The following is a 20496-nucleotide window of genomic DNA, read 5'->3' as shown; positions in this document are numbered from 1 at the left end:
GATGAAGACCATCACCATTGCCCGCCCGGACGACTGGCACCTGCACCTGCGCGACGGCGCCATGCTGGAAGGGGTTCTGCCGCACACCTCGGCCGATTTCGCCCGCGCCATCATCATGCCGAACCTGGTGCCGCCGGTGGTGACCAGCGACGACGCCCGGGCCTACCGCGACCGCATCCTGGCCGCCCTGCCCGAGGGCCACGACTTCACGCCGCTGATGACGCTCTACCTGACCGAGGGGACGGATGCAGACGATGTCGCCGCCGCCCACGAGAGCGGCCTGGTCACGGCCGTGAAGCTTTACCCTGCCGGTGCGACGACGAATTCCCAGTCCGGTGTGCGCGACATCGAGAAGGTCTATCCCGTCCTCGAGCGCATGGCCGGGATCGGCATGCCGCTTTGCGTGCATGGCGAGGTGACCGCCAGCGACATCGACATCTTCGATCGCGAGGCTGTCTTCATCGACCGGGTTCTGGACCCGCTGCGCCGCCGTATCCCTGGCCTGCGCGTGGTCATGGAACACATCACGACGAAGGATGGGGCGGATTACGTGGCCGCCGATACGAGCGGCAACCTCGCCGCCACCATCACCACCCACCACCTGATCATCAATCGCAACGCGATCCTGGCCGGCGGCATCCGCCCGCACTACTACTGCCTTCCGGTGGCCAAGCGCGAAACCCATCGCCTCGCCCTGCGCAAGGCCGCGACCGGTGGCGACAGCCGCTTCTTCCTCGGCACCGATTCCGCCCCGCATGTCGATCCCCTCAAGGAATGCGCCTGCGGCTGCGCCGGCATCTTCTCGGCCACCAACACGCTGTCCTGCCTGGCCCATGTCTTCGAGGAAGACGGCGCCCTCGACAGGCTCGAGGCGTTCACCTCGCTCAACGGGCCGGCCTTCTACGGCCTGCCGGTCAACCCGCGGACGATCACGCTGGAACGTCGCGAGACGCCGGTCGCCTACCCGGCAAGGATCGTGACCGGCGCCGGACCGGTGACGCTGTTCGATCCGATGTTTCCGCTGCACTGGGCTGTCAGGGACAGCGAGAACGCCAGCCGCTGACGCTCAGGCGTTGTTGCTGCGCGCCGAGAACCGAAGGCTGTCGTCGATCTCGTCGGCGACCTTGCCCAGGAGCCGCAGCAGTTCGGCCTGCTCGCCCGCGGTAAGGCAGGCCATGGTCTCCCGGTTGCGCCGGTCCGCCATGGCGCACATCTCGCGGTAGAGCGCGTATCCCTTCGCCGTCGCCGACAGGCTCAGGGCTCTCTGGTCCCGCTGGTCCGGTGCCGGGGAGATCAGGCCGCGAGCGGTCAACGCCTTGACGATGCGCGACAATTGTCCCTTGTCCATGGAAAGCATCCGCGCCACGTCCGAGAAGGCAGCCGGGTTCATGGCCGCCGCGAGTCCGAGCACCCGCCATTCGTTGAGCCTGATGCCGAACTGGGCCAGGGACCATTGCTGTGCAACCTTGTCGCTCGCCGCCGCCAGCCTGGCGAGGCGAAACGAAACGAGGTCCCGGATATCCATGGCGGCCTGGGCGGTCGTATCCTCCACGACCGGCGGCAGCCTGTCCTTGACGTTTATCTCCAAGTGTTTCCTCCCAAAAACACGGGGTCGGGAAGGATAACACGCTCCGCTCGGGCGGCAAAACGCGGAATTCAAGGAACTGGTGAAACGGGGAACGGGCAAACGTTTCGGAAAAACCAGACACCTCTGGGGCATTGAGGCATCCGGTTTTTCCTGAAACGCAGCGACTTGCATCGCTGGATTCGAAATTAGCAAAGCTTTGCTGAAGATCATGTGACAGCAATCACACGGCCTTGATGTTTGGCCCGAATTCTTGTCCAATCGGTCAATCTGTCGGCGTGGGGCCGAACGGAGACAAGATGAACAGCATACCGCGGCTTCCGCACGCGCCTTTTCTGGAGTGCCTGGACGAGTATTGGCTGGAAAGGCTCAAGTCGGCCTGGACGCCGATCCGCTTCCAGTCGCAGGAAACAGTCGTCGACTTCGATGATTCCCGGGCAGACCTCTACCTGATCGCCGCCGGCCAGGTGCGCGTGATCCTGCGCGTCGCCGTCGGCAAGGAAATCATCCTGGGTGAACTGGGCCCGGGCCAGTTGTTCGGCGAACTGGCCGCCCTCGACGGCAAGCCCCGTTCGGCCAGCCTGACGGCCCTGGTCCAGACGGATGTCTACCGGATCCCCGAGCAGCTGTTTCACGAGATGCTGGACGAACAGCCCAGGCTGGCGCGTTTTCTGCTCGTCTGCCTCTCGGAACGGACCCGTGACCTGACCCGCCGGATCGCGGAACTGTCCTTTCTCGACACCCGCCACCGGCTCTACAACACGCTGCTGCGCCTGTCGCGGCAGAGGCCGGGGAACGAGGACCAGCGCGTGATCTCGCCGCCGATCATCCACTCCGACCTCGCCGAGCACATCGGGGCGAGCCGCGAGGCCGTCTCGCGGGAAATGTCACGCCTGGCGAAGAACGGCCTGCTGGAGCGTACCCGCGGCGCGCTCATCCTCACGCAGCCGGACGAACTGTCGCGAAGCATATCGGCGACCCTGCAGCTCTAGCGCAAGTCCAGCGAAAGTGGACACCGGTTTCGCGTCCGGAATTGCGGCCAGGGACCCGGCAAGTCCAGCGAAAGGGGCACCGGTTTCGCGTCCGGACTTGCGGCCAGCGACCCGGCAATTCGGGCGAAAAGCGGAAATGCTCCGGCGGCGGGTTTCGCCGCCGGTAGGTCAGCTCTTCTTCTTGCCGGGCTTCTTGAACGGCTTGGCCTTGCCGGCCCCCTTGCGCGCATGGGCCGGTGGTTTTCCGCCGCCGGCGTCGCGCGGCTTGCCACCCCGCCCCGACTTCGGATAGCCGGAGCCCGGCTCGCGGTCGCCATCGCGCCGTTCCTTGCCGCCGCCCGGGCCACGCTGCCATCGGCCGCCCTCGCCGCCGGAGCCGTCCTCGTCCCGGTAGGGCCGCTTGCGGAATCGGTCGGTGCCCAGCGCCGCCTCGCCTTCTGCTGCCAGGGAAGTCCGCGCCGCCTGGCGTTCGCGCTTGCCCGGACGCTTTGCGTCCCCCCAGTCCTTCGCGCCCGCCTTGCCCGGGCCGCCCTTGTGTTCCGGCGGCTTCGTGCCCTTGCGATGCGGCTTGCGAGCAGGCGCGCCCGCCCCTTCGCCATCGGCAGGCACGATCCGCGCGCCCTTTTCCAGCGCTCCGCCCTTGGCCACCGCGGCCGCGAAGGCATCGGCCACCGACGTCTCGATCTCGAACCGGGTCTCGTGGTCCAGAATGCGGATCGAGCCGACCGCGGCCCGCGTGACACCGCCGGCCTTGCAGATGATCGGCAGGATCCACCGCGGCTCGGCCGACTGCTTGCGGCCGATCGACAGCGAGAACCACACGCCGTTCTGGAAGCGCGTGTCCGGCCGTTCTCCGACCTCGCGGCGCGGCGGCGCATCCGGAACCGCGTTCACCTCCTCCGGAGTCGGCATGGTCGCCCGCTGCGCCCGGATCCAGGCCGCGGCAATCTGGCGGGGATTGTGATCCGCCAGCAGGCGCTCGATCAGGTCCACCTCGTCGGTCTCGATCGGCAGCGACAGGCTGGCATCCGCCAGCATGCGCTCCACCTGCCGCGCCTCGACGGCCGCCGCATCCGGCACGGCCAGGTAGGACGCATCCACCCGCGCGGCATTCAGCACGCGCTCGGCGCTGCGCCGGCGGTGATGCGGCGCGATGACCACCGAAACGCCCTTGCGGCCGGCCCGTCCCGTCCGTCCCGAGCGATGCAACAGCGTTTCCGGGTTGCCCGGCAGGTCGGCGTGGATGACGAGATCGAGGTTGGGAAGGTCGATGCCCCGCGCCGCGACATCGGTTGCCACGCAGACCCGCGCCCGCCCGTCGCGCATGGATTGCAGGGCATTGCTGCGCTCCGCCTGCGTCAGTTCGCCCGACAGGGCGACCACCGGGAAGCCGCGGTTGGTCAGCCGTGATGCCAGGTGACGAACGGCCTCGCGGGTCTGGCAGAAGATGATCGTGTTCTTGGAATCGAACCACAGCAGCGTGTTGACGACGGCGTGATCGCGCTCGTTCGGCCGCACCGGCATGACGCGATACTCGATGTCGGCATGGCTGTCGCTGCGCGAGGTGAGCGCGATGCGCACCGCGTCGCGCTGGTAGGTCTTCGCCAGCTTCTCGATGGGCGGCGCGACCGTGGCAGAGAACAGCAGCGTCCGCCGCTCCTCCGGTGCCGCGTCGAGGATGAACTCCAGGTCCTCGCGGAACCCGAGGTCCAGCATCTCGTCGGCCTCGTCCAGCACGGCGGCCTTGAGATCGGACAGGTCGAGGGAGCCACGCGTGATGTGATCGCGCAACCGGCCCGGCGTGCCGACCACGATCTGCGCGCCCTCGCCCAGCGCCCGCAATTCGCGCCGGTAGTCCATGCCGCCGATGCAGGAGGCAAAGCGCGCGCCCGTGTCGGCATAGAGCCATTCCAGCTCGCGGCGCACCTGCATGGCCAGTTCGCGTGTCGGCGCGATCAGCAGCGCCTGCGGAGCATCGCCGAAGCCGGTCCGCACCCCGTCGGGCAGAAGCAGCGGAGCCAGGGCAAGACCGAAGGCAACGGTCTTGCCGGAACCGGTCTGCGCGGAAACGAGCAGGTCGGCATCGAGGGCGCGCTCTTCCAGCATCGCCGATTGAACCGGCGTGAGGTCGGAATAGCCGCGGGCGTCAAGCGCTGCGCGCAAGGGCGCGGCGATGGTGTCGGGTAGGGTCATCGATTGAAGGCTTTCGGACAGGGCTGGCGCTTCTGAGCAAGCCAGCGTGGGCGAATGGCGCCCATAACATTGCTTGCAGCTTTATGCTTCCCGGGCCTTCCCGTCAATGATCAATGAGGCCGGCCCGGCGCAAATGCGCCGTCCGGTCCCGCGTGCGCTGTCAACCGGCACCCTGGAGGATGGTTTCGTTCTGTCTGCTTGCCGCATCGCGCAAGGAAGGGGCAAGCGCCGGGGCCTCGGCCGCCGCCCGCTGCGAACCGGCGCTGAACACGACACGGTTGCGCCCCGATTCCTTGGCGCTGTAGAGCGCACGGTCGGCCTGGACCAGGTCCTGCTCGAAATCGCCGCTCATCTGGACCAGCCCGCCCGAGAACGTCACCGCCCGATCCTCCAGGATGAGCTTGCGTTCGACGGCCTTGCGGGCCCGCTCCATCGCCTCGATCGCCTCGACCGCGGACGAGCGGCGAAGCAGCACGACGAATTCCTCGCCGCCCCAGCGCGCCACCACGTCGGCCGAGCGCAGCGCATTGCGGATCGTCGAGGCGACCGACTTCAGCACGGCGTCCCCCGTATCATGGCCCAGCGTGTCGTTGATCGCCTTGAAACGGTCGATATCGAGGATCGCCAGCATCGCGGGCTTCTCGGTTTCGATGACGCGGAGAAACGCGCGCCGGTTCGGCAGGCCGGTCAGTGCATCGGTGCTGGCCTGGCGCTCGATGTCCTTGAGCAGGGTGTCGAGCGTGTCGATGGACCAGTTCGCGGCATCGGAAAGCGCACCGATCTCGTCGTCCGACCGGTGCAGGATTGGCACTCGCTCCCGGCGTTCCGCGTAGGCCTTGAGCGCATGGGACACCGCGACCACCGGGCGAAGCTCGCGGTGCAGGATGAGGATCGAGCCGACCGTGCCGACGAGCGTCGCCAGCACCAGGCCCGAGAGCGCGTAGTAGTCGACGACGTGGTCGAGGACGATATTGTAGAAAACCGCGAAGATCAGCGGAACGTGGACGCAGATGAAACTGGTCAGGAAAACCCGCGCAATGAAATGCGTGCGGAAGATCGACATGGGGGCTCCGTTCGGAATGCATTCTGGGATCGGACATGCCGGGATCGGAGCGACCCGTCTCGGCATGGCAGCCGCCGGCATTCCCGGTAAACCACTTCCGGGCTAAGGAGCTGTTTTAGAAAACGTTAAGATTTGAACTTCCGCTGCCGCCGGTCGCCGGTCAACGGTTGGATGTGCCCGGCGCGGTTCCTTCGAGCTTGGCGATGATCCCGAGCATGATCTCGTCGGCACCACCACCGATCGAGGCCAGCCGCCCGTCCCGGAAGGCCCGCGAGACCGGGTTGTCGCGGGTATAGCCCATGCCGCCCCAGTATTGCAGGCAGGAATCGGCCACTTCGCGCATCAGCCGCCCGCATTTCAGCTTCGCCATGGATGCCAGCCGCGTCACGTCCTTGCCCGCCACGTACTGCTCGACGGCGGACCAAGTCAGCGCCCGCAGCGCCTCGACCTCGGTGCGCAGTTCGCCCAGCCTGAAATGGACGACCTGGTTGTCGAGAACCGGCTTGCCGAAAACCGTGCGCTCCCGCGTGTACTCGATCGTCAGGTCGATCAGCCGGTCGAGCGCCTTGATCGTGTTGGCCGCGGCCCACAGGCGCTCTTCCTGGAACTGCAGCATCTGGTAGGTGAAACCCATGCCTTCCTGGCCGATCAGGTTTCCGGCCGGCACGCGGACGTCATCGAAGAAAAGCTGCGCCGTGTCCGAGGAATGCATGCCGATCTTGTGGATCTTCTGCCGGTCGATTCCCTTGGCATCCATCGGCACGACGATCAGCGACTTGTTGCGATGGGCCGGCCCGTCCGACGTGTTCGCCAGGAGGCAGCACCAGTCCGCCTTCATGCCGTTGGTGATCCACATCTTCGTTCCCGAGATCACCCAGTCGCCGCCGTCACGCCGCGCCGTCGTCTTCACCGCGGCGACATCCGATCCCCCGCCGGGTTCCGAAACCCCGAGACAGGCGACCATGTCGCCGGCAATCGTGGGGGCCAGCCAGCTCTTTTTCAGCTCTTCCGTGGCAAAGCGGTTCAACGCCGGCGTCGCCATGTCGGTCTGGACGCCGATGGCCATGGGAATGCCGCCGCAATCGACCAGACCCATCTCTTCCGCCATCACCATCGAAAAGGAGAAATCGAGACCGAGCCCGCCATGCGCCGGGTCGTACTTGATGCCGAGCAGCCCGAGATCGCCGAGTTTCTTGAAGAGGACATGCGAGGGAAACTCTTCCGCAGCCTCCCAGGCATCGACATGCGGATTGATCTCGGTTTCAATGAACCGTGCCACGGTGCGGCGCAGGGCCTCGTGTTCCTCGGTGAAAAGCATGGTCTTCCTCCCCTGACCGGACCGCACCCGATTCGTCATCGGATGGCGAAAATCACGTTGACGTAAACGTCAAACATTGGCTAGGGTAGACCAAATTCACGCAAATCACCAGAACCGGAAGGATCAGCGACCATGACCATGGAAGAAATTGCCGCGCAGATGAAGGAAAAGGTGGCGTCGGGCGGCCTGCCGAGCTCGGTCAAGTTCGATTGCGGCAGCGACGGCGTCATCCTCATCGACGGAACCACGGTCTCCACGACGGACGGTGATGCCGACTGCACGATCAAGATGGACAAGTCCGATTTCGAGGACATGATCGCCGGCGAACTCGACCCGACGGCCGCCTTCATGCAGGGCAAGATCAAGATCGAGGGCGACATGTCCGTCGCCATGCAGCTCTCTTCGCTGCTCTGATCTCGCCGGCTGCCGGAAAAAGAAAGGCGAGGCACCGGGCCTCGCCTTTTTTCATGCGCATTCCGCCGGAACTCAGAAGTGGTAGTTCAGGCCGAACTTGATCATGTGGAAGTTCACGTCCTGCGTATAGTTGATCGCCGGACCGGAGATGTTGGAAAACCGTGCCGTTCCGAAATCCACGTAGGAATATTCGGCAAAGGCGCTGACCTTCTCCGAGAACATGTGCTCGATGCCGGCACCGATGGTCCAGCCGGCGCGGGTGTTCGAGCCGATACCGCGGAACGGACCGGGACCGACCGGCGCACCGGCATTCGTCCAGGAACCGTCGATATCCGCCAGAGCCAGACCGCCATGGGCATAGAGCAGCGTTTCCGGCGTCGCCAGGACGCCGGCGCGGGCGCGCAGCGTCGCCAGCCAGTTCACGTCCGAAGTCGCCACGTAGGGCGGTCCGGGCGGCGGAACGCTGGTCAGCGTGCCGTCGACGCCGGAGAAGGTGAAGTCACTGACGACACCGAAAACCGCGGAATTGGACTGCCAGTTGTAGCCGATCTGGACGCCGCCGAGGAAACCGTTCGAATCGACGGCTGCTGTCCGCGAGGGCGGTCCGGGCGGGCTGGAATTGCGGAGGTCGGACTGACCCCAGCCATAACCGGCATGGACACCGGCGTAGAACCCCGTCCAGGACAGACCCGCCGGATCATCGACCATGTCGGCAGCCTGTGCCGCGACCGGCAGGCTCAGCGCTCCAAGAAGAGCGACACTCTTGAGAAAGGACTTCATGATTCACCCCTTTAGAAAATCATGCTCCTATTTTCCCGGGAGTGAAAAAAATATTCAATATCCTTAATATATGCATTGAAAATACATCAAACGCTGTTGCAGCGACGCAACACGGGTGTCAGGCGGCCATGCGCTGACGACCGGCAGCCTCGATCCTGCGGCCGTTCGCGCGCAGCACGCCCGATGCACCCTCCAGCGCGCCGGCCCTGAATTCCAGCGCCAGGAACCGGTGCGGCTCGTAGGGACCGGGCATGGCAAGGCCGCCGGTCAGCCCGGACGAGAAGCCGAATCGCTCGTAGTAGCCGGGATCGCCGACAAGCAGCACCGCACCGTGGCCCAGGCGCCCGGCCTCGGCAATGGCATGACGCATCAGGGCCGAACCGACGCCGCTGCTCTTCAGCGACGGGTCGACGGCCAGCGGGCCCAGCAGCAGCGCGTCGCACTCACCCGCCCGCACGTTCCACAGCCGCACCGTCCCGATCACCGTACCGTCGCCATCGCGGGCGACGAACGCCAGGCCTTCGGCCGGCCGGCGCCCACGGCGCAGCTTTTCCGATGCCTTGCGGCGCCAGCGCGGACCCATCGCACAGTCGAGCAGAACGTCGCGCGCGGCGACGTCCGTCGCCGATTCGACGGCAATCGCGAAGGCGGGGGAGAGAACCTGGTGGGCAAGGTCGGTCATGGCGGAACTCCAGGGCCTGATCCGGAAGACAAGGATGCAAGCGCCCGCGTCCAGGCGATGGATCGCCGGGACCGGGCAGGCCTGAACGGGAAGCCCCGTTCAGATCACGTAGGATCGCAGCGGCTCGAAGCCGTTGAAGGCCACCGCCGAGTAGGTGGTGGTGTAGGCACCCGTGCCCTCGATCAGGACCTCGTCGCCGATCGTCAGCGAGATCGGCAGCGGATACGGGGTCTTCTCGTAGAGCACGTCGGCCGAATCGCAGGTCGGACCGGCGAGCACGCAGGGCTCCAGCGCGTCGCCGTCGCGCGGCGTGACGATCGGGTAGCGGATCGCCTCGTCCATCGTCTCGGCCAGGCCGCCGAACTTGCCGATGTCGAGATAGACCCAGCGAACGTTGTCATTGTCCGACTTGCGCGAGATCAGCACGACTTCCGACTTGATGACGCCGGCGTTGCCGACCATGCCGCGGCCCGGCTCGATGATCGTCTCGGGAAGCTGGTTGCCGAAATGGGCGCGCAGCGCGCCGAAGATCGCCTGGCCATAGGCCTGGGCCGAGGGCACGTCCTTCAGGTAGCGGGTCGGGAAGCCGCCGCCCATGTTGACCATCTTCAGGTGGATGCCCTGCTTGGCCAGCGAGGCGAACACGCGGTGCGCGTCACCCAGCGCCTTGTCCCAGGCGCTGAGGTCGCACTGCTGCGACCCGACGTGGAAGGACACGCCGTAGGAATCGAGGCCCAGCTGATGCGCATAGACCAGCACGTCGACGGCCATCTGCGGCACGCAGCCGAACTTGCGCGACAGCGGCCACTCCGCACCTTCGCCATCCGTCAGCACGCGGCAGAACACGCGCGAACCCGGCGCGGCGCGGGCCACCTTCTCCACTTCCTCGGCGCAATCGACGGCGAACAGGCGAATGCCCAGTTCGAACGCCCGTGCGACATCGCGCTCCTTCTTGATCGTGTTGCCGTAGGAGATGCGCTCCGCCGTCGCGCCGGCGTCCAGCGCCATCTCGATCTCGGCAACCGAGGCGCAGTCGAAGTTGGAGCCTTCGCTCGCCAGCAGGCGCAGGATCTCCGGTGCCGGGTTCGCCTTGACGGCGTAGAAGATGCGGCTGTCGGGCAGCGCCTTGCGGAACGCGTTGAAATTGTCGCGCACGACGTCGAGGTCGACGACGAGGCAGGGACCGGACGGACGGCGGGTGGAGAGGAAGTCGAGAATACGCTGCGTGGCCATCGGTGTTCTCCCAGGGCGGCGGGTCGGCCGCTTCGATCTGCGACCCCGCCTCCCATGTCTGCTGGGGAAACGGGGCATTGGACAAAGGGCATGCGGCCACGCCATTGGATCCAGCCGGTGGAGACCCCGGAACCAAGGAATGCCGTCATGCGGCGAAGGACAAACCGCCCCGGGAAGGGAGCGACCATCCGCTTTGTCTGCCATCGATTGGAGGGAGACCCCGTCCGCACATCCGGCAATGAAGGTGTGCCTCTTCAGTAACCCCGGCTTATGGACAGCCGGCAGACACCAGAAAGGCCCGCACCGTCGTTGCTTCAAGATGTCCTCGCCTGTCCGGTTGGCCGGACGGACGACCGGAGGGGTTAGCTCCGGGTACCTTACCGTAGCCCCCACCTTGTCGGGGGATCGGCGGACACCCACAGGCACGTGCGACTTTGGGCACCCGCGATATAGTTACATTCGCCCCGGTCTTCAATGAAAAATCGCCGCCGCCTTGAATTTTTTCATTCGCTGAACGATCTAGGTGAAATCGGCAACAGGACCTGAACAATGGACACATTGACCCGCATGCGCGCTTTCATCGATGTGGTGGATGCCGAAGGCTTTTCGGCCGCCGCGCGCAAGATCGGACGCTCCAAGGCCCTGCTGTCGAAATATGTCCGCGAGCTGGAGGATGAACTCGGCGTCCTGCTGCTCAACCGCACCACGCGGCAGTTCTCGCTGACCGAGGCCGGCCACGCCTATTTCAAGCGCGCCAGCGAGATCGTGCGCGATATCGACGGCCTGCAGGAATCGATGCGCGAATCGAGTGGCGACGTGAAGGGCCGCATCCGCCTCACCGCCCCCCGCTCCTTCGCCGACGCCGCCATCGGCCAGGTGCTGATCGACTTCGTCAAGGATCACCCCGACATCAAGCTGGACATCCATCTCGACGACCGGTTCGTGGATCTCGTCGAGGAAGGCTTCGACCTTGCCATCCGCATCTCCCGGCTGGAGAACTCGTCCCTGATCGCGCGGAAGATCTCCGACTTCCAGGTCAAGCTCTGCGCCACGCCGGCGGTCATCGAGCGGCACGGCCGCCCGGAAACCCCGCACGACATGGCAAAGCTGCCCTGCATCTCCGACACCAACGGCCGCTGGCTGACCAACTGGCCGTTCCAGACCCCGGCCGGCGACACCATCACCGTGCCGGTGTCCGGTCCCCTCGAGGTCAACAGCCCGGCCGTCGCGCGCGCCGCCTGCCTGGCCGATCTCGGCTTCGCCCTGATCCCCGATTTCGTCGTCGACGAGGATATCCGTGCCGGCCGGCTCGTCTCCCTGCTCGAGGACTGGGTGCACAAGGACAGCGGCATGTTCGCCGTCTATCCGCACCGCCGCTACCTGCCCGTCAAGGTCCGCGTCTTCGTCGATTACCTGGCGGCCTGGTTCAAGCAGAAGGCGTGACAGCCGGCGCCGCGGAACGGACCCCGGACAGGGTGCCGGATTTTCGCCGTCTTCGCGATACAATGGAAATGTCGCGTATCATCGAGGCGCTTCGCAAGGGGAGAACCGGCGTCGTGAAGCCCGCATCCAGGATTGCTTTTCTCGTTGCCCTTGGCGCCGCCGCCGCCTGGCCGGGCATGGCCGCCGCGCACCCGCACATCTGGGCCGATGCCCGCGTCGACCTCGCCATCTCCGGCAACACGGTGACCGCGCTGCAGCACGTCTGGCGTTTCGACGACATCTTCACCGCGACTGTCCTCGTCGAATTCGACAAGAATGCCGACAACAGGCTGGACGACGCCGAACTGGCAGAGGTCGGCAAGACCGTTCGCGAATCGATCGCCGAATATGACTACTTCCAGGTCGTCCAGGCCGACGGCAAGGACGTCGCCATGCAGCCCCCCGAGGTCGTGATCGCCGACTACCAGGACGACCGCCTTCTCCTGATCTTCGAATCGAAGATGCAGACGCCGCTCCCGCTCGCCGGCACGCTCAGCTTTGCCGTCTACGATCCGACCTTCTACACCGCCATCGACTATGCCAACGATACCGACATGGTCAGCGAGGGGCTGCCGGCAAACTGCCGGCGAGAAGTCATCCGGCCCGATCCCGACGAGATTCTCGCCCAGAACAGCCAGAACCTCGACGAGGCCTTCTACGAGACGACGGACATGACCAAACTGACCGGCATTTTCGCCACCCGGCTGCAATTGACCTGCGGGGCAACGCAATGAAGCCGGCCCGGATCGCGCTCATCGCGGCCGCCGTGGTCGTGGTCGCCGCGGGCAGCGTCCATGCCCAGAGTTCGCTCGGCATCGGCGCGGCGGAACAGACCCTGCCCTCTTCGGGCTTCTTTCCCGGCCTGATGCACTGGATCAACACCCAGCAGCAGGCGTTCTATCGCGCGCTGACCGGCGCCCTGCGCACCATGCGCACCGATCCCGCGGCCGCCTGGCTTCTGGTCGGCCTGTCCTTCGCCTACGGCGTGTTCCATGCCGCCGGTCCGGGCCACGGCAAGGCGGTGATCTCGTCCTACATGCTGGCCAACGAGGTGGCGTTGCGCCGCGGCGTGCTGCTGTCCTTCCTCTCCGCGATGGCCCAGGCCGCGACCGCGGTTGCCGTCATCGGCGCGGTCTTCCTGTTCCTGCGCGGCACGACGATCAAGCAGACCGATGCCGTCTGGTTGATGGAAGTGGCCAGCTATGCGCTCGTTGCCCTGTTCGGCGCCTGGCTGCTGGTCCGCAAGCTGCGCCAGTTCTTTCCCTGGTCCGCCCCGGCGGTAGCCGTCGCCGGCCATGATCATGCCGGCCACCATCATCATGGACATGACCATGATCATGCGCACGGCCACGACCATGAGCCCGGCGAGGTGTGCTCCACCTGCGGCCATGTCCACATGCCGGATCCCGAACGTCTCGCCGCGCGCCGGTTCACCCTGTCGGAGGCCGGCGCGGCGGTCCTTGCCGTTGGCCTGCGCCCCTGTTCCGGCGCACTGATCGTGCTGACCTTCGCTTTCCTCAACGGATTGTGGTGGGCTGGCATCGCCTCGGCCTTCGCCATGGCCATCGGCACCGCGATCACCGTCTCGGCACTCGCCACGCTGGCCGTCACCGCCAAGACCGTCGCCGTGCGCCTGTCCGGCGGCGGCCGGCTTGGCACGGTCATCCATCATGGCGTGGAGATCGGCGGCGCCTTGCTCGTCATGGTTCTGGGCCTGTTGCTGCTGGCAGCCTCCCTGGCCGCCTGATCAGGAACCGTTTTCGCGGTCCCGCTTGGCCTGGACCCGCGAGCGAAGCCAGAAAACACCGAAAAAGGCGGCGACGAACAGCACCGCGAAAGCGCCCGCCGCGATCGGCGACCGGTCGCCGATCCACAGCATGATCCCGGGCATGAAGTTGAACAGCAGCCCGAAGACGAGCAGGAATAGCAGCGCCGCGACGGCCGGTTTCCAGCTTTCCTTCATGCCACGTCCTCTCGCTTGCCCGCCGGTGCCTGGCGCAGGTCTTCCAGCCGCGCCTTCTGCCGGCCTCCACTATCGAAGTTGGCGGGCGAAAGCCAGCGTTCAAATGCATCGCGGATCCCCGGCCAGTCCTTGTCGATCATCGCGTACCAGGCAGTGTCGCGGTTGGCGCCCTTGACGATCATGTGCTGGCGGAACAGCCCCTCGTAGGCAAATCCGAAACGCTGCGCCGCCCGGTGCGACGGCTGGTTCAGCGTGTTCAGCTTCCACTCGAAGCGGCGGTATTGAAGATCGTCGAACACCTGGACTGCCTGCAGGAAAAAGGCCTCGGTCGCAAGCGGCGAACGCCGCATCGCAGGCCCCCAGTGGATGTCGCCGATCTCGATCACGCCGTTGGCCGTGTCGATCCGCATCAGGCTCTGACGCCCGACCGCCTTGCCGGACGCCTTGTCGATGACCGACCAGTAGATCGAGTCGGCATGGTTTTCCGCGCTTTCCAGCCAGCCTTCGAACGCCGCCCGGCTCTCCGGCTTCGACGTCCCGAGATAGGCATGGCGCCGGTCGGCATCGCCCTCGGTGGCAGCAATGTAGAGATCGTCGCCATGACGGCTGGCAGACAAGGGCTCGAGACGCACCAGGCGGCCATCCAGCACGCGTTTCTCCGGCCGTTTCCGCGGCGTCCAGTGGGCCAGATCGTCGATCATGGGGACTTCTTTCGGTTGACATTGCTAGGTCGACGCCTCCAATACGCCAAAACGCATCCGGGGGAAACGCACCGCCATGAAAACCATCGCCGCCTTCGACCGCATCGGTGAGGAAAACGCCTTTGCCGTGCTGGCTCGTGCCACCGATCTCGCGGCCCAGGGCAAGGACATCATCAATCTCGGCATCGGCCAGCCGGATTTCCAGACCCCGCAGCATATCGTCGAGGCCGCCATCAAGGCGCTGCGCGACGGCCATCATGGTTACACGCCGGCGGCCGGCCTGCTGGCGACCCGCGAGGCCGTTGTCCGCCGCACGCTGACCATGACCGGCGTGGAGGTCTCGCCCGACAGCGTGATGATCATGCCGGGCGGCAAGCCGACCATGTTCGCCGCCATCCTGATGTTCGGCGAACCGGGCGCCGAGATCCTCTATCCCGACCCGGGCTTTCCCATCTACCGCTCCATGATCGAGTTCACCGGCGCCACGCCCGTTCCCGTGCCCGTGCGCGAGGAAAAGGGCTTTGCCTTTTCCGCCGACGAGGTGCTGGGGCTCATCACGCCGAAGACGCGCCTGCTGATTCTCAATTCCCCGGCCAACCCCACCGGTGGCGTGACGCCCCGCGCCGAGATCGAGAAACTCGTCAGGGGACTGGAAGCCTTCCCGGAGGTCGCCATCCTCTCCGACGAGATCTACGACGTCATGACCTATGACGGCGAGGAGCATACCTCGCTGCTCAGGTTCCCGGAGATCCGCGACCGCCTGATCATCCTGAACGGCTGGTCGAAGACCTGGGCCATGACCGGCTGGCGCATGGGCTGGTCGATCTGGCCGCAACAGCTCTATCCGCTGGTGCGCAAGCTGGCGGTCAACTGCTGGTCCTGCGTCAACGCGCCGAGCCAGTTTGCCGGTATCGCCGCCATCGACGGGCCGCAGGACGACGTCGGGAAGATGATGCGGGCCTTCGACAACCGCCGCAGGATCGTCACCGAGGGCATGAACACCCTGCCCGGCGTCACCTGCGCAACGCCGAAGGGCGCCTTCTACGCCTTCCCCAACATCAGCCAGACCGGCTGGAAGGCCAAGAAGCTCGCCTCCGCATTGCTGGAAGAGGCCGGCGTCGCGCTGATCGGCGGACCGGATTTCGGCATTCTCGGCGAAGGCTACATCCGGGTGTCCTACGCCAATTCGGAGGAAAACATCCTGCGCGCCATCGAGCGCATGGAAAAATTCCTGTCCGAGACGGACCCGGCCTGATCAGGTGAAGAAGATCCAGATCGCCGCGCTCGCCGCGATGCCGACGAGTATGTTCATCGGCACGCCGATCTTCAGGAAATCCGCGAAGCGGTAATCGGCCGCGCCGTAGACCAGCGTATTGGTCTGGTAGCCGATGGGCGTGGCGAAAGACGCGCTGGCGCCGAACATGACGGCGACGACGAGCGCACGCGCATCGATGCCGAGCGGCTCCGCCAGCCCGATCACGACCGGTGTCAGCACCACCGCAACGGCATTGTTGGTGACGAGTTCCGTCAGTAGCGAGGCGAGCAGGTAGACCGCCAGCAGGGCGAGAAACCCCGGCATCAGCGACAGCAACGGCACCAGCGCGGACACCACGAGTTCCACTGCGCCGCTTTCCTGCAGGCCGCGCCCGACGATCAGCATCGCGAAGATCAGCACGAGAACCGAGCCGTCGAGCGAATCCCAGGCCTCGTCCGCGTCGATGCAGCGCAGGATCAGGATCGCGCTGACGGCCATGATGGCAAGAATGCCGATCGGCAGGATGCCGAGGGCGGCGAGCACCACGACGCCGGCGAGTGCGGCCAGGGCGATCGGCGCCTTGGAGCGCCGGAAGGCACGCCCGGCTGCCTGCGAAATCGAAACGATGTTGGTTTCCCGCGCCAGTTCCTCGAAGGCGGCCGTTGGCCCCGACAGCAGCAGCTTGTCGGCCGGGCGCAGGGTGACGACGCCGAGTTCCGGCCCGGGAATGTGGTTGTGCCGGTGCGCGCCCAGTACCTGCAGACCGAAGCGGCGGCCCAGCGACATTGAGGCGAGCGCCCGTCCGCTGGTCCACTTGCGCGGCGCGACGACGGCTTCGACGATCACGTTGTCGCCCTCTTCCGCCGTCAGCCGCGCGGTGCCGCGCAAGCCGACCTTCAGCGACTCGTGGCTGGCCAGCGTCAGGAGTTCCGAGGTCGGCGCCCGCAGGATCAGCCGGTCGCCCTTCTTCACCGCGAACGCGTCGAGGTCCTTGCGGATCGTCTCCGTGCCGCGCTGGACACCCGAAACGATGACGCCCGGCGCCTTGAACAGCCCGATCTCGCCAAGCGGCCGTCCGTCCATGCTGTCGTCAGCGATCCGCGCCTCCGACAGGTATTCCGTCTCGCCGAGCAGGATCCCGGCAGAGGCTTCCCCCCGGTCCGGAAGCAGGCGCCGGCCGAGAATGGCCATCACGGCAAGGCCGCACGCCGCGGCGACCACGCCGACCGGCGTGATCTCGAAGAGCGAGAACGGCGCCAGGCCGGCTTCACGTGCCACGCCGTCGACCAGCAGGTTGGTGGACGTGCCGATCAGCGTGCAGGCCCCGCCCAGCACACCGGCGTAGGACAGCGGGATGAGGAGCCGGGTCGGAGCGATCGACGTGGCATGGGCAAGCCGGATGACGACCGGGATGAGCACCAGCACGATCGGCGTGTTGTTGACGAATGCCGAGGCCACGAGGGTCACCAGCAGGAACGCGACGAGCGACAGGCGGGGTGCGCTCGAAGCCCGTTCGACGACAACGCCGGCAAGCGCATCGAGGACGCCGGTCCGCACCAGGGCGCCCGACAGGATGAACATCGCCCCGATGGTAATCGGTGCCGGGTTGGAGAAGACCCCCATCGCGTCGTCGGGCGAAACCATCCCGAGGAGGACGAACAGGCTCGCAAAACCGGCGGCCGTGACCTCCGGCGGATAGGCCTCCGCCATGAACAGGGCAAACATCGACAGCAGCAGCGCCAGGGCGATCCAGGCCTGGTATTCGCTCAGCAGTGCAGCCAACCGTCTCTCCCGTCACTCGATGCCACAGGTCAGGCGCGTCGGAACGCGGCACGAACGGCAATTGTTCCGGTTATGCGGCAAGTTCACCACAGAAAAGGGCGGGGATCAAAAACAGGGCGATCCGGTGAAGGATCGCCCCGAGGCGGAACCGTGCTTGGGAGGAGGAGAGCCGGTTCGTCTATGTAGAAGGATGATACTTGAAAATTAACAAAAGGTTAATACTTCTAAATATCTGAAATAGCGCAGTATTTGTATATTTTCATTTACTGATGAAGCGGAAAGCAAGCAACCCTGACCGAATCACTCCGGTCCGAAGCAGCGGCGTCTGGTCTTGAAGCAATTGCAGCGAAAGTGGCTCCCGGTTTCGCGTCCGCTATTGCGATCGAAGGAAAGCAATTGCAGCGAAAGCGGCCTCCCGGTGTCGTGTCCGCGTGTGCCGATAGACAGCGCACCGAACCTGTTCCAGGGATTGCAAGATCGCCAGGGTGGCCTGGACGGGCGGACCTTTGCACACGCCCGCCCGCCCGTGATGTCAAGTAAGATATGGAGCATCGCGGGACACTCATACCACCGCCCCCGGTCTTGACATTGGCAAGACGAGTTTTACGCGCTATCTTGACGCTGTCAAGATCGAATTTGAATGGATCACCATCCTGTGATACCGACCAGTCCGAAGGCCAGTCTTCACCCGTCGGCTTGACCGGGAGCCGGACGCCACCTCAAGGGACGTTGACGGACATGCCGGGACGAAAGAGCTATCATCACGGTGATCTCCGCAGCGCATTGCTGGCCGCCGCGGAAATGGAACTTGCCGAAAAGGGCATCGAGGGCTTTTCCCTGCGCGGTGTCGCCAAGCGCGCCGGCGTGAGCCATGCGGCCCCGGCGCATCACTTCGGCGATGCCAACGGGCTGCTGACGGCCCTGGCTGCCCGTGGCTTCGAGCAGTTGATGAAGCGCCAGCTGGATTTCATGGAAAAGGCCGGCCCGGACTCCTGGGAGCAGTTGCAGGCAGCCGGTCTCGGCTATGTGAATTTCGCGCTCGAGCACACGCCGATTTTCCGGTTGATGTTTTCCTCGGACCGGCCGGATACGGGCGATCCGGCGCTCAAGGACGCCACGGAAGCCGCCTATGCCATGCTGTTGGACCATCTCAAGACGATCCACGGCGCCTCGCCGGAGGAAAACCCCTCCGTCGCGCTCGACATGGCCGCCGCCTGGGCGACGGTGCACGGCCTGGCCGACATCCTTGCCTCGGGCCGGCTGAAGCCCGTCAGCCTGCTGCCCGAAAAGGCGCGCAACATCGCGATTGCGGCAATTCTCCAGCGGTCCATGCCCGCCGGCACCGGCCAGGCATGAAAACGGCCGGACCATGGCTGGCCCGGCCGTTCCTGAATGCGCGAAGAGCGCGTCAACGGAAAGCGGGATACGCTAGCGCGTCACGATTTCCGGCCCCATCAGCGAATAGGGCAGCCACGTGGAAATGATCGGCACGTAGGTCACGAGGATCAGGAAGGCGAACAGAACCGCCACGAAGGGCAGCGCCGCGCGAACCACCTGGATCAGGCTCATGCCGGTGATGCCGGAGGTGACGAAGAGGTTCAGCCCGATCGGCGGCGTGATCATGCCGATCTCCATGTTGACCACCATGATGATGCCGAGATGCACCGGGTCGACCCCCAGTTCCATCGCGATCGGGAACACGACCGGCGCCACGATGAGCAGCAGGCCGGAGGGCTCCATGAACTGGCCGCCGAGCAGAAGCAGGATGTTCACGGCGATGAGGAAGGTAAACCAGTTGAAGCCGTAACCGACCATCAGGTCGGTAATGGCGTCGGGAATGCGTTCCGACGTCAGGACATGGGCGAACAGCAGCGCGTTGACGATGATGAACATCAGCATCAGCGTGGTCCGGGCGGCATCCACCAGCACCTTGCGGGTATCCTCGTGGAACATGCCGGACAGCGACCGCCCGCCGATCTGCGCCAGGTTGCGGCCCCAGATGGAAAGCCCAGCGACCAGCATCGCGACAATGCGGCCCGGGTTGGCCGTCCCGCCGCGCCAGACCGCATAGGCGATCATGATGGCCAGCGAGATCAGCGAGCCCCAGAGCAGCCGGTGGCCGGGCGTGACGGTCTCGGCATTCGCCGTTGCGAAGAAGGACAGGATCATCCAGACGAAGAGGAAGGAGACCGCGTAGACGACCGCCTTGAAACCGGTCACCGCGCGTTTGTCATCGTTCTCGCGGATCCACGGCACGCCCTTCAGCGGCCCCATGTCACGGTAGACGAAGACGGCGATGAAGAACGAGTAGATCGCGGCCACCGCGGCCGCCTCGGTCGGCGTGAACACGCCGCCGTAGATGCCGCCAATGATGATGACGATCAGGAAGAGACCGAACCCGGCCTCCTTGCCGCCCTGGATGATTTCGCCGAACCCGCGCCAGGGCTCGGCCGGAAGCCCTTGCCGGCGCGCCATGATGTAGATCGTCACCATGAGCATGAGGCCGGCGATGAGGCCCGGAATGACGCCGGCCAGGAACATCCGTCCGACTGATACGTCGGTTGCCGCCGAGTAGACGACCATCACGATCGACGGCGGGATCAGGATGCCGAGCGTGCCCGCGTTGGCAATGATCCCGGCGGCGAAATCCTTGGTGTAGCCGACCTGGCGCATACCGGCGATGGCGATCGTGCCGATGGCCACTACGGTCGCCGGCGACGAGCCGGAGAGCGCGGCAAACAGCATGCAGGCCAGCACCGAGGCCATGGCCAGCCCGCCGCGGAAATGGCCGACGGTGGAAATGGCGAACCGGATGATGCGCTTGGCCACGCCGCCGGTCGACATGAAGGCCGAGGCGAGTACGAAGAACGGGATGGCCAGCAGGGTGTAGTTCTGCGACGCCGTGAACAGCTGCAGCGCGACGGAGGACATGGAGTCCTGCGAGAACAGCGCGATGATCAGCAGCGACGACAGGCCGAGAGACACGGCCACCGGCACGCCGAGGAAAAGGAGGCCCAGGACGAGCACGAAAAGGATGATGGTCTCCATGGCGC

At 65.5% G+C, this 20496-nt stretch carries 19 protein-coding genes; 8 read left to right on the top strand and 11 right to left on the bottom strand.

Going from position 1 to position 20496, the window contains the following annotated elements; all coding sequences use genetic code 11:
* The first annotated feature begins 1 nt into the window (after position 1).
* Positions 2 to 1063 carry a dihydroorotase gene (pyrC, locus tag CSC94_RS09550; RefSeq protein WP_099306103.1) on the top strand — a complete coding sequence of 354 codons (1062 nt, stop codon included), beginning with the start codon at positions 2 to 4 and terminating at the stop codon, positions 1061 to 1063.
* Positions 1064 to 1066: 3 nt separating this feature from the next.
* On the opposite strand, the gene CSC94_RS09545 is transcribed toward pyrC, so the two are convergent.
* Positions 1067 to 1588 carry a MarR family winged helix-turn-helix transcriptional regulator gene (locus CSC94_RS09545; RefSeq protein WP_165784389.1) on the bottom strand — a complete coding sequence of 174 codons (522 nt, stop codon included), beginning with the start codon at positions 1586 to 1588 and terminating at the stop codon, positions 1067 to 1069.
* A 296-nt stretch (positions 1589 to 1884) separates the two neighbouring features.
* Here CSC94_RS09545 and CSC94_RS09540 point away from each other — a divergent pair, with 296 nt between their 5' ends.
* Complete coding sequence (locus tag CSC94_RS09540; protein WP_165784388.1) at positions 1885 to 2577, top strand: Crp/Fnr family transcriptional regulator; 693 nt, start codon at positions 1885 to 1887, stop codon at positions 2575 to 2577.
* Positions 2578 to 2745: 168 nt separating this feature from the next.
* Here CSC94_RS09540 and CSC94_RS09535 read toward each other — a convergent pair whose 3' ends face one another.
* From CSC94_RS09535 to CSC94_RS09525, 3 genes are all read right to left on the bottom strand, one after another.
* Positions 2746 to 4770: a DEAD/DEAH box helicase gene (locus CSC94_RS09535; RefSeq protein ID WP_099306100.1), complete on the bottom strand. Its 2025-nt coding sequence runs from the start codon at positions 4768 to 4770 to the stop codon at positions 2746 to 2748.
* A gap of 160 nt (positions 4771 to 4930) precedes the next feature.
* Positions 4931 to 5833: a GGDEF domain-containing protein gene (locus CSC94_RS09530; RefSeq protein ID WP_165784387.1), complete on the bottom strand. Its 903-nt coding sequence runs from the start codon at positions 5831 to 5833 to the stop codon at positions 4931 to 4933.
* Positions 5834 to 5993: 160 nt separating this feature from the next.
* The gene (locus CSC94_RS09525) at positions 5994 to 7151 is read right to left on the bottom strand and encodes an acyl-CoA dehydrogenase family protein (protein ID WP_099306098.1); all 1158 of its coding nucleotides are present in this window, start codon (positions 7149 to 7151) and stop codon (positions 5994 to 5996) included.
* A 132-nt stretch (positions 7152 to 7283) separates the two neighbouring features.
* On the opposite strand from CSC94_RS09525, the gene CSC94_RS09520 reads away from it, so the two are divergent.
* The gene (locus CSC94_RS09520) at positions 7284 to 7565 is read left to right on the top strand and encodes an SCP2 sterol-binding domain-containing protein (RefSeq protein ID WP_099306097.1); all 282 of its coding nucleotides are present in this window, start codon (positions 7284 to 7286) and stop codon (positions 7563 to 7565) included.
* Positions 7566 to 7637: 72 nt separating this feature from the next.
* Here CSC94_RS09520 and CSC94_RS09515 read toward each other — a convergent pair whose 3' ends face one another.
* The 3 genes from CSC94_RS09515 to odc2 form a co-directional block, all read right to left on the bottom strand.
* Positions 7638 to 8345 carry an outer membrane protein gene (locus CSC94_RS09515; protein WP_099306096.1) on the bottom strand — a complete coding sequence of 236 codons (708 nt, stop codon included), beginning with the start codon at positions 8343 to 8345 and terminating at the stop codon, positions 7638 to 7640.
* 118 nt (positions 8346 to 8463) lie between these two features.
* Complete coding sequence (locus tag CSC94_RS09510) at positions 8464 to 9027, bottom strand: GNAT family N-acetyltransferase (protein ID WP_099306095.1); 564 nt, start codon at positions 9025 to 9027, stop codon at positions 8464 to 8466.
* A gap of 99 nt (positions 9028 to 9126) precedes the next feature.
* Positions 9127 to 10260, bottom strand: coding sequence for an ornithine/lysine decarboxylase (odc2, locus tag CSC94_RS09505; RefSeq protein ID WP_099306094.1), 1134 nt, complete (start codon positions 10258 to 10260; stop codon positions 9127 to 9129).
* 549 nt (positions 10261 to 10809) lie between these two features.
* On the opposite strand from odc2, the gene CSC94_RS09500 reads away from it, so the two are divergent.
* The 3 genes from CSC94_RS09500 to CSC94_RS09490 all read left to right on the top strand — a co-directional run bounded on the left by CSC94_RS09500 (position 10810) and on the right by CSC94_RS09490 (position 13489).
* A complete protein-coding gene (locus tag CSC94_RS09500) occupies positions 10810 to 11703 on the top strand; it encodes a LysR family transcriptional regulator (RefSeq protein ID WP_099306093.1) in 894 nt (297 codons plus the stop codon).
* Between the two features lie 68 nt (positions 11704 to 11771).
* The gene (locus CSC94_RS09495; protein ID WP_245408310.1) at positions 11772 to 12476 is read left to right on the top strand and encodes a DUF1007 family protein; all 705 of its coding nucleotides are present in this window, start codon (positions 11772 to 11774) and stop codon (positions 12474 to 12476) included.
* The gene (locus tag CSC94_RS09490) at positions 12473 to 13489 is read left to right on the top strand and encodes a nickel/cobalt transporter (RefSeq protein WP_099306091.1); all 1017 of its coding nucleotides are present in this window, start codon (positions 12473 to 12475) and stop codon (positions 13487 to 13489) included. Before CSC94_RS09495 ends, CSC94_RS09490 begins: the two co-directional genes overlap by 4 nt.
* Here CSC94_RS09490 and CSC94_RS09485 read toward each other — a convergent pair whose 3' ends face one another.
* Positions 13490 to 13705 (bottom strand): hypothetical protein, encoded by a 216-nt coding sequence (locus tag CSC94_RS09485; RefSeq protein WP_099306090.1) that lies wholly within the window; start codon positions 13703 to 13705, stop codon positions 13490 to 13492.
* Positions 13702 to 14406 (bottom strand): GNAT family N-acetyltransferase, encoded by a 705-nt coding sequence (locus CSC94_RS09480; protein WP_099306089.1) that lies wholly within the window; start codon positions 14404 to 14406, stop codon positions 13702 to 13704. The genes CSC94_RS09485 and CSC94_RS09480 overlap by 4 nt, the downstream gene beginning before the upstream one ends.
* A gap of 76 nt (positions 14407 to 14482) precedes the next feature.
* Here CSC94_RS09480 and CSC94_RS09475 point away from each other — a divergent pair, with 76 nt between their 5' ends.
* Positions 14483 to 15661 carry a pyridoxal phosphate-dependent aminotransferase gene (locus tag CSC94_RS09475; protein WP_099306088.1) on the top strand — a complete coding sequence of 393 codons (1179 nt, stop codon included), beginning with the start codon at positions 14483 to 14485 and terminating at the stop codon, positions 15659 to 15661.
* Here the strand turns inward: CSC94_RS09475 and CSC94_RS09470 are convergent, their stop codons facing one another.
* Positions 15662 to 17443 carry a sodium:proton antiporter gene (locus CSC94_RS09470; protein ID WP_342585950.1) on the bottom strand — a complete coding sequence of 594 codons (1782 nt, stop codon included), beginning with the start codon at positions 17441 to 17443 and terminating at the stop codon, positions 15662 to 15664.
* A 738-nt stretch (positions 17444 to 18181) separates the two neighbouring features.
* Here CSC94_RS09470 and CSC94_RS09465 point away from each other — a divergent pair.
* Positions 18182 to 18799: a TetR/AcrR family transcriptional regulator gene (locus CSC94_RS09465; protein WP_099306087.1), complete on the top strand. Its 618-nt coding sequence runs from the start codon at positions 18182 to 18184 to the stop codon at positions 18797 to 18799.
* A gap of 72 nt (positions 18800 to 18871) precedes the next feature.
* Here CSC94_RS09465 and CSC94_RS09460 read toward each other — a convergent pair whose 3' ends face one another.
* Positions 18872 to 20491, bottom strand: a complete 1620-nt coding sequence (locus CSC94_RS09460) for a TRAP transporter large permease (RefSeq protein WP_099306086.1) — start codon at positions 20489 to 20491, stop codon at positions 18872 to 18874.
* Positions 20492 to 20496: the final 5 nt, after the last annotated feature.

The organism is Zhengella mangrovi (genome assembly GCF_002727065.1).
In the GTDB taxonomy this organism is placed as follows: domain Bacteria; phylum Pseudomonadota; class Alphaproteobacteria; order Rhizobiales; family Rhizobiaceae; genus Zhengella; species Zhengella mangrovi.
The sequence above is the reverse complement of the archived record's forward strand: the minus strand, read 5'-3'. Positions and strand labels throughout refer to the sequence as shown.

Coding starts and splice junctions, on each gene's coding strand:
- pyrC (WP_099306103.1), top strand. CDS start 2: ATGAAGACCATCACCATTGCCCGCCCGGACGACTGGCACCTGCACCTG.
- CSC94_RS09540 (WP_165784388.1), top strand. CDS start 1,885: ATGAACAGCATACCGCGGCTTCCGCACGCGCCTTTTCTGGAGTGCCTG.
- CSC94_RS09535 (WP_099306100.1), bottom strand. CDS start 4,770: ATGACCCTACCCGACACCATCGCCGCGCCCTTGCGCGCAGCGCTTGAC.
- CSC94_RS09530 (WP_165784387.1), bottom strand. CDS start 5,833: ATGTCGATCTTCCGCACGCATTTCATTGCGCGGGTTTTCCTGACCAGT.
- CSC94_RS09525 (WP_099306098.1), bottom strand. CDS start 7,151: ATGCTTTTCACCGAGGAACACGAGGCCCTGCGCCGCACCGTGGCACGG.
- CSC94_RS09520 (WP_099306097.1), top strand. CDS start 7,284: ATGACCATGGAAGAAATTGCCGCGCAGATGAAGGAAAAGGTGGCGTCG.
- CSC94_RS09515 (WP_099306096.1), bottom strand. CDS start 8,345: ATGAAGTCCTTTCTCAAGAGTGTCGCTCTTCTTGGAGCGCTGAGCCTG.
- CSC94_RS09510 (WP_099306095.1), bottom strand. CDS start 9,027: ATGACCGACCTTGCCCACCAGGTTCTCTCCCCCGCCTTCGCGATTGCC.
- odc2 (WP_099306094.1), bottom strand. CDS start 10,260: ATGGCCACGCAGCGTATTCTCGACTTCCTCTCCACCCGCCGTCCGTCC.
- CSC94_RS09500 (WP_099306093.1), top strand. CDS start 10,810: ATGGACACATTGACCCGCATGCGCGCTTTCATCGATGTGGTGGATGCC.
- CSC94_RS09495 (WP_245408310.1), top strand. CDS start 11,772: ATGTCGCGTATCATCGAGGCGCTTCGCAAGGGGAGAACCGGCGTCGTG.
- CSC94_RS09490 (WP_099306091.1), top strand. CDS start 12,473: ATGAAGCCGGCCCGGATCGCGCTCATCGCGGCCGCCGTGGTCGTGGTC.
- CSC94_RS09485 (WP_099306090.1), bottom strand. CDS start 13,705: ATGAAGGAAAGCTGGAAACCGGCCGTCGCGGCGCTGCTATTCCTGCTC.
- CSC94_RS09480 (WP_099306089.1), bottom strand. CDS start 14,406: ATGATCGACGATCTGGCCCACTGGACGCCGCGGAAACGGCCGGAGAAA.
- CSC94_RS09475 (WP_099306088.1), top strand. CDS start 14,483: ATGAAAACCATCGCCGCCTTCGACCGCATCGGTGAGGAAAACGCCTTT.
- CSC94_RS09465 (WP_099306087.1), top strand. CDS start 18,182: ATGCCGGGACGAAAGAGCTATCATCACGGTGATCTCCGCAGCGCATTG.
- CSC94_RS09460 (WP_099306086.1), bottom strand. CDS start 20,491: ATGGAGACCATCATCCTTTTCGTGCTCGTCCTGGGCCTCCTTTTCCTC.